This window comes from Prevotella aurantiaca (genome assembly GCF_015262605.1).
GTDB lineage: Bacteria > Bacteroidota > Bacteroidia > Bacteroidales > Bacteroidaceae > Prevotella > Prevotella aurantiaca.
Map to the genome: position 1 here is coordinate 52285 of NZ_JABZSJ010000006.1, position 7998 is coordinate 60282.

The 7998-nt window shown below is 38.7% G+C and carries 5 protein-coding genes; 2 read left to right on the forward strand and 3 right to left on the reverse strand.

Annotated elements, in window-relative coordinates:
- Positions 1–15: 15 nt before the first annotated feature.
- The 3 genes from HXN26_RS02450 to HXN26_RS02460 all read right to left on the reverse strand — a co-directional run bounded on the left by HXN26_RS02450 (position 16) and on the right by HXN26_RS02460 (position 4673).
- Positions 16–1458: a M56 family metallopeptidase gene (locus HXN26_RS02450; RefSeq protein ID WP_273158450.1), complete on the reverse strand. Its 1443-nt coding sequence runs from the start codon at positions 1456–1458 to the stop codon at positions 16–18.
- Positions 1459–1538: 80 nt separating this feature from the next.
- Positions 1539–1907, reverse strand: coding sequence for a BlaI/MecI/CopY family transcriptional regulator (locus HXN26_RS02455; RefSeq protein ID WP_273158451.1), 369 nt, complete (start codon positions 1905–1907; stop codon positions 1539–1541).
- Positions 1908–2744: 837 nt separating this feature from the next.
- Positions 2745–4673, reverse strand: a complete 1929-nt coding sequence (locus HXN26_RS02460; protein ID WP_273158452.1) for an Omp28-related outer membrane protein — start codon at positions 4671–4673, stop codon at positions 2745–2747.
- 569 nt (positions 4674–5242) lie between these two features.
- Here HXN26_RS02460 and HXN26_RS02465 point away from each other — a divergent pair.
- Positions 5243–5791: a hypothetical protein gene (locus tag HXN26_RS02465; RefSeq protein WP_273158453.1), complete on the forward strand. Its 549-nt coding sequence runs from the start codon at positions 5243–5245 to the stop codon at positions 5789–5791.
- An 84-nt stretch (positions 5792–5875) separates the two neighbouring features.
- Entirely contained in the window at positions 5876–7939 is a 2064-nt protein-coding gene (gene metG / locus HXN26_RS02470; RefSeq protein ID WP_273158454.1) for a methionine--tRNA ligase, read from the forward strand.
- The last annotated feature ends 59 nt before the right edge of the window (positions 7940–7998 follow it).

Consider the following 7998-nt stretch of genomic DNA (forward strand, 5'->3'; position numbering starts at 1 on the left):
ATATACTACTTATTTTCAGCTTAATTTGAAGTATATAGGTAGCGTGTAACGCACGGCAACAGGTTTTCCGTTTGCCTTGCCCGGCTTCCATTTCGGCATTGATAATACCACACGAAGTGCTTCCTTATCCAACAATGGAGAAACGGAACGTATAATCTTAGGTTCCATTACTTCGCCTTCTTTTGATACGATAAACTGCACGATAACACGTCCTTGTTCCTTATTTTTAACTGCCTCCGATGGATATTTCATATTTTCTGCAAGCCATTGGTTAAGATTTCCATTGAAAGTAGGCATTTCTTCAATAACGGTAAACACTTTCCTCGGAGCTTTCTTTGGCTTCTGTTCAGTTGGTTCTTCGTTTGCAATTTCAGTCGTAATTCCTACTTCTTGAGTGGCTATTTCAGCATTTCGGCTGTCCGTCAATGCTTCCACCTTATTGCTTGTGCTTTCAATTGCTTCGGTAGACAGCACGTTCTTCTGACTTTCCTGCAATGTAGTTGTTTTGCTTTCAGATGGCAAAGCCACCTTCTTTTGTTGTTCAACGCTCGCCTTATCCGTTGATATAGCCTTAGAAACCTTTGCTATATTGTGTGCAACTGTCTCTATATTACTAACAATGAGCAATGCTACTGCTAACGGAATATAAAGGGCATACTTTGCTTTCGCAATTCCTTTTGTTCGTTTTTTGTTCATCATGTTAATACGTTTCTTAAGAGGTAAAACATTAAAATTATTTGATATAGTAGCTACATTCTTTCTAAATGCCAATCCCAACAAATGGTATTGGTATTCCTTACTATTTGTTCCACTTGCCAAAACATTGTGGTCGGCAAGATATTCAAGGTTCAATCGCACTTCACGCTTTAGCAACCACACAAACGGATTTGCCCAAAAAACAATGGAGAATAGTTCTGAAAGAAGAATATCCAAAGTGTGTTGCTGTCTGCAATGCGTCAGTTCGTGCGTCATTATTTCGGTTATTTCCTTTTGGTTATGCTTCGATTGATTGATAAAAATCCAATTGAAGAATGAGAAAGGTCCATCTTCGATTTCCAATAGATACACCTTTTTGCCATCTATTTCGGCTGTTTTGCATTTATTCTTTAGTCTTACGATGGAAAACAGCTGCCATAAAAAGCGCAAAAACAGTAGGCTTACCATCATGATATATAGTGTTGTTGCCGTAGATTCCCAGTTTAACGAACCTCCTTTACCAGGTGTTATGCTTACGGTGGGCAGTATAATGGTTGCATATTCGTTAGCTATTGACAACATTCCTACGCTCTTGTTAATCCAATAGGAGAAGTTTAGCCCTGGCACCAATATCGCAACGAAATACATTCCAATAAGAGATGCTCTGCGCCACGAGAAGAATGTGTCGCTCGAAAACATCAACTTATAAAAGCCGAAGAGCACGATAAGGGCAATGTTGAGTTTCAATAAATACATCATCATAGCTATTTCGTTTTCAATCGATTATTGTTTAAAAATATGTTTGAAGGCAGATGCTAAATGTCTTTGTGGGCATTCAGCTTCTATTTTGTGTCTTTTCCTTTTTCAATTTCACTGATAATATCTTTCAAATCCTCTGGTGATATCTTGTCTTCCTTAGCAAAGAACGACACCATTTCACGAAATGAGTTCTTAAAATAGTTGCCTACGAAACTGCTCATAAAGTCTGATTTATATTCAGTTTGCGCTATTTGCGGCGTAAAATGATAAATCGCACGATGCTGTTTCGCCTTTACGTATCCCTTGCGCTTTAGATTATTCATCACCGAAGCCACTGTTGTGTAAGGTGGTTTAGGCTCTTCCAAATGCTGTAAAACCTCTTTCGTCGTACAGCTTCCTAAGCGCCATACTTGCAACATTACTTCTTCTTCTTGCTTTGTTAACTTCTCCATATTCGAATTTGGTTTATTTGTTTCTGCTACAAACTTACGATAAATTCGTAATGAAAACAAATCTATAATGTTAATAAACACTAAATATCAAACATTTGTCATTGTTTATCAAATCAATACGAAAAGTTAGGAGAGATAAAAACTAAAATAAACCATACTTAAAATACGTCGATTGCGAATAGAAAGCACTTCTCTCTCTTCTCAATAATTGGCTCTGAACATCTTCATATATAGATGAAATGAGAACAATATAAATGTAAAGATTTTACAGAATATCTTGTATTGCGTAACCGTTTAATTATCAAGACTTTATTATAGGGGTTGTTTTGCATTGCAAAAGCGGCTCTTTTACCTTGCAAAACAGGCACTATTGCTGCACAAAACAGGCACTATTGCAACGCAAAAGCATATACACAGCTTTTGCGTTGTATTTTTCTTTACAAACTAAAGAGATATTCTATATAAACATTCTCTACTCAATAGCGGAAAAATATATGCTGTGCGATATAGCCAATCAGCCATTTTGCTACAGTAATGGAAGCAACTTTTATATGTAAACAATGGCTTCTTACAATCCATAAATATTTTTCGCATCTGCTATAAATTGCAAAAGGGAGATAAAAAAATGACTATACTACTCTACAGATTCAGTATTCTGACACTACCTTCAAGTTGTCAGCACTGAACAATAGCATATAAAAAGAGGCTGGAGTCCTATGTCGGAATCCAGCCTTTATAACGCTTTTGCTTCAGCTACTAAACGTTTTCAGCGTCAGCAAAAGTAGGGATTGTTGTCAAGCAACAATAATAATTCTTATATTCTATAGCAGTTTTAAATTACTTTACAACTACTCTAACAACCTTACCGTTCTTGTACTTCACAATGTTTACACCCTTCTGAGCCTTGTCAATCTTCTGACCAGCAAGGTTGTAACGTGCTACTATCTCGTTGTCAGCGTCTATACTTGCATTTTCAATGCCTGCAGTTAGAACAACAACGTCTGCAATATTGGTTTGGTTTACTACGTGTTCGTCTACAGCAATAGAGCTATCGCCCAACTTAGGAGCCACAAATGCAATTACATGCATCTTGTCTGCGTTGTAACCAGCAGGGATAGTGTAAGTGAATTGCTTATCAAAGTTGTCGCCAGACCATGTAATGTTGTCACCGTTGATGTTTGTTAAGCACTGACGGAATGTGCCATTGTGAACATAGTTCTTAATTCTTTGACCCTTATCAATCTGTGGACTAACGAGTCCATCTTCTGTTACATAAACGTAAAGAACATAGTCTTTAAGGAAGCTTGCTGCGCTCTTAACACCCAAACCCTTTACATCTACAACCAATTGGTCGTTGTTTTCGTTAGTAACCTTGTCTACCTTAGCAGCAATTTCAAGGTTTACGAATGCAGGAAGATTAGCATCTGTTTGTTCAAACATTTGGTTAAACATTTGAACTGCTTGGCTAAATGCTTCTTCTTTGAAAGCAATTGCTGTTGTAAGAGCACCTTCTATTGCTGTTCTGTTGAATGCTGCCATTGGATAACCACTTGCACCAAGCGCCTTCATAATAGCAATACTTTGGTTTGTCTGATATGGGTCTGGGCTACCCATTGGGCCGTGAAGAGCCACCCAAGCCAAGTCATGACGATTATCTTGCAATTGCTTTAAGAGTCTTGAACCAGTAGGACACCATGTACAAGTAACAGCTGTAAACTGCTCAATGAGCTGCTTTTGTCTCTTAAGAGCTGTTTCGTAGAAGTTGATATCTGATTCGTAAACGTCGTTCTTAGTGTTGCCTGTTGGCTCAGCACCATCTACCTTAGTGATAGCAAACTTAATTTTGTGTGCGCCAAGTTCTACATCTGTAGTAGGAATTTCAACTACATCAGCCTTGATAGTACCATTAACGACACCTGTAATAGTTTGTTCTTTGATTTGCTTACCATCAATTGATGCTACTAAAGTATAAGCATTGATGTCTGATGTACCTAAGTTGCTAACGTTTACAACGAACTTTGTGTTGATTGAAGTCTTTGTAAACTTGTTGAATTTAACGCTATGAAGCATGATATCCTTAGCTGGATAATCTTTTTCTACTATCGCTTGCACTGCAAGGTTTCCGTATTTCTCAGAAGAGAAAGCGTACAATTCATTGCTACCTTCCATAGTAACGTATGTTGGAACAACAGTTCCTTCTTTCTGCAATGAGATAGCATAGCACTCAGGAGTAGAACCTTTCTTCTGTGTATAAGTAAATCCTAACATCACACCTTCAGCCTTTGTGAAGTCAAGAGTATAAGGAGTCGTGAATGTTACATCGTTCCAACCTTTCTTAGAGTTAGCAACTTCTTGTTCAGCAACTACCTTAAAGTCCATCTTTCCATCTACTGTATTGTAGGTAAAAAGCTTTAATGTGATAGCGCCAACACCATCAGCAGGTATTGCAGCACGCATACCAACAACCTTACCGCCATCGAATCCTGCAGCAATATCTTTGAAAATAGGAGTCATAAGGGTTAATTTGCCTTCGTTTTGGGTAAAGCCAACACCCTTCTCATTATAGTTATCACTGCTGTAGTTACCCATGTAACGCTGGTTAGCAGGCAAGTTTGCTCTTGTAGCCTTAACGTTGTTGTGGAATTTTACAGAACTGATTGGTTGAACAAGATTGTAGTCTTGCTCGGTTACTTTCAAGCTACCATTCTGTGCAGTAGCTGCGATTGCCATTGCAAATGCAAAGCAAGATAATAGAAGTTTTTTCATTTGTTTTTGGTTTAGTTAATATTCGATTAATTACTTCTTATTAGGTTTTTCATTCAGCACATCTAATTTATAGACTAATGCTTAGTTGCTTCTGTTTGTCTTCATATTATAAAAACTATTAAAACCTTCTATTGTTATAACAGATAATTATTATATGATGATTTGACAAAAGTACAAATAAAAAATTAAATAACTATTTTTTTGAAACTTTTTTTTCAAAAAACAACTACAATAGTGTATTTTGCCAATTAAAGGAGTATAACTATAGACTTTACACTGCTATTCCATATTAGGTTAAACTAACTGAAAACAGACTATACAGGAGGACTTTACAACAAATAAGGGCATATCTTCCATATTGCTTCTTAACTTATATCTATTAAATAGAATAGTTGTAGAGTTCATATCAATCAACGTTATTGATGAAGCTAGAAAATGTTTCAACATTGCTTCTGCTACTTAGTTTTTTAGTTTTATGCCATAGGAAGAAAAAAATATCGTACCTTTGCACCATATTATATATAAGGTGGTAACTGCTGAAACAGTAGTTACCTACAAATAAGAAAGGTATGAAGCATAAACAATGGATAACTGCCGTAATGGCGACAATAGCTCTAACACTAGCAAGTTGTGGTACAACACAGAAGTCTACAACAGCTTCCGATGCGACAACTACGCCGGGAGTAGTAACCGAAAAAGTAGAGGCAAGTAAGGAATTTATTAGCATTGCAGAAGGCATAGATATCTTTGAAAATCCTGAAAAGGTAACAGCAATAACGAAAAAATATGGTTACAAGCTAAAAGAAAACTACGAAATCTATCGTCTTGATAAGTTTACGAAGCTTTATTATAAGAATTGTCGTCTTGCAAAAATCCTAACAGACAACAAGTACGAAGACTATCCGAAGCCGTTACAAAAGGGAGTTTCAAGCTACATAGCCTTTAAAGATGGAGCTATTATTATTGGAGTTTTCAACCAAATAGCTTACGATAATCTTGTTGCACAGGTGAAAGCAGCTGGCTTCGTGCTTGATATGCCAGGAAACGAGGATATATATAAGAAAGGACAACGCACTATAGGCTGTTACGAAGGTGCCAAAACGATAAGAATACAATAAAATGGTGAGATTATAATAACCTTTGCAAGTTTCAGTAAATTGCCGTAACTTTGCAATCTGATTAAAAACAAACGATATACATATATGGGAGAAAAGAAATTCAAAAGAACCACTGTTACGGCAGCATTGCCCTATGCTAATGGTGGTGTACATATAGGACATCTTGCAGGAGTGTACGTTCCTTCAGATATTTACGCACGTTATTTGCGACTTAAGAAAGAAGAAGTTGTTTTCATCGGGGGCAGCGATGAACACGGAGTGCCTATCACTTTACGTGCTAAGAAAGAGGGAATCACCCCACAAGCTGTTTGCGACCGCTACCACAAAATGATAAAAGACTCGTTCAAAGAGTTTGGTATTTCATTCGATGTGTATAGCCGTACTACCAGCGAAACCCATCATAAGTTTGCTTCAGACTTCTTCCGTAAGCTCTATGATGAGGGCAAATTGATTGAGAAAGAAAGCGAACAGCTTTACGATGAGGAGGCGAAACAATTCTTAGCCGACCGCTATGTGATTGGAGAATGTCCACATTGCCACAACGAACACGCCTACGGCGACCAATGTGAGAAGTGCGGTAGCGACCTCAGTCCTATGGAACTTATCAATCCACAATCTACTATTTCAGGGTCAAAGCCTGTGATTAAGGCTACTAAAAACTGGTATTTGCCACTGAATGACTACCAAGAATGGTTGAAAAAGTGGATTTTAAGCGACCATAAAGAGTGGCGTCCGAACGTGTACGGACAATGTAAGAGCTGGTTAGACATGGATTTGCAGCCTCGTGCCATGACCCGTGACCTTGATTGGGGCATCCCTGTACCTGTTGAGGGAGCCGAAGGTAAAGTGCTTTACGTGTGGTTTGATGCTCCTATTGGATATATTTCGAACACTAAGGAGCTTTGCGACAGCAATCCAGAGCAGTTCGGTAGTTGGCAAAAGTGGTGGCAAGACCCTGAAACACGCCTTGTTCACTTCATCGGAAAAGACAATATTGTGTTCCACTGCCTTATCTTTCCAAGCATGTTAAAAGCACATGGCGACTACATTTTGCCTGATAACGTGCCTTCTAACGAGTTCCTGAACCTTGAGAACGATAAGATTTCAACAAGCCGCAACTGGGCGGTATGGCTGCACGAATACTTGGTAGACTTCCCTAACAAGCAAGATGTGCTACGCTATGTGCTTACTGCTAATGCGCCAGAGACGAAGGATAACAACTTCACATGGAAGGATTTCCAAGAGCGTAACAATAGCGAGCTCGTGGCAGTATATGGCAATTTCGTGAACAGAGCATTGCAATTGACGCAGAAATACTGGGATGGCGTGGTGCCTGCATGTGGCGAATTGCAAGACGTAGACCGTCAAACAATTCAAGAATTTAAAGATGTGAAGGAGAAAGTAGAAAGCTATCTCGATGTATTTAAGTTCCGCGAAGCTCAGAAAGAGGCCATGAATTTGGCACGAATTGGCAACCGTTACATTGCCGAATGCGAACCTTGGAAAGTTTGGAAGACCGATCCTAAGCGTGTAGAAACTATTTTGAATATCTCACTTCAGTTGGTTGCCAACCTCAGTATAGCCTTCGAACCATTCCTTCCATTCAGTAGTAAGGAGCTTCGCAATATGATCAACCTGGCTGAATACGACTGGACACAGCTTGGTAGCACCGATATTATTCCAGCAGGACATAAGCTTAACGAGCCACACTTGCTGTTCGAGAAGATCGAAGATGAAACTATCGATGCTCAACTCAAGAAACTTGAGGATACCAAAAAGGCTAACGAAGCTAACAACTATGTGGCTGAACCTATCAAGAAAGATGTTTCTTTCGATGATTTTGAGAAGCTTGACATTCGCGTTGGACACATTATTCATTGCGAAAAGGTAAAGAAGAGCAAGAAACTCCTTAAGTTTACAATCGACGATGGCAGCGGTTCAGAGCGCACAATCCTTAGCGGTATTGCTGCATTCTACGAACCAGAGCAACTCATTGGTAAGGATGTTCTCTTCATAGCCAACTTCCCTCCTCGTAATATGATGGGCATTGAAAGTCAAGGTATGATTCTTTCTGCTGTGAACTTCGATGGTTCTCTCAGCGTAACAACCACACTCGGAGAAGTAAAACCAGGTAGTAAAGTAGGCTAAAGATATAAGAACTTTCATATAAGACTGTATAAACAAAACGGCAGTAGTACTTTCTTCTT

Excerpts from the sequence above, each read along its gene's own strand:
- HXN26_RS02450 (WP_273158450.1), bottom strand. The coding sequence starts at position 1,458 with ATGATGATGTATTTATTGAAACTCAACATTGCCCTTATCGTGCTCTTC.
- HXN26_RS02455 (WP_273158451.1), bottom strand. The coding sequence starts at position 1,907 with ATGGAGAAGTTAACAAAGCAAGAAGAAGAAGTAATGTTGCAAGTATGG.
- HXN26_RS02460 (WP_273158452.1), bottom strand. The coding sequence starts at position 4,673 with ATGAAAAAACTTCTATTATCTTGCTTTGCATTTGCAATGGCAATCGCA.
- HXN26_RS02465 (WP_273158453.1), top strand. The coding sequence starts at position 5,243 with ATGAAGCATAAACAATGGATAACTGCCGTAATGGCGACAATAGCTCTA.
- metG (WP_273158454.1), top strand. The coding sequence starts at position 5,876 with ATGGGAGAAAAGAAATTCAAAAGAACCACTGTTACGGCAGCATTGCCC.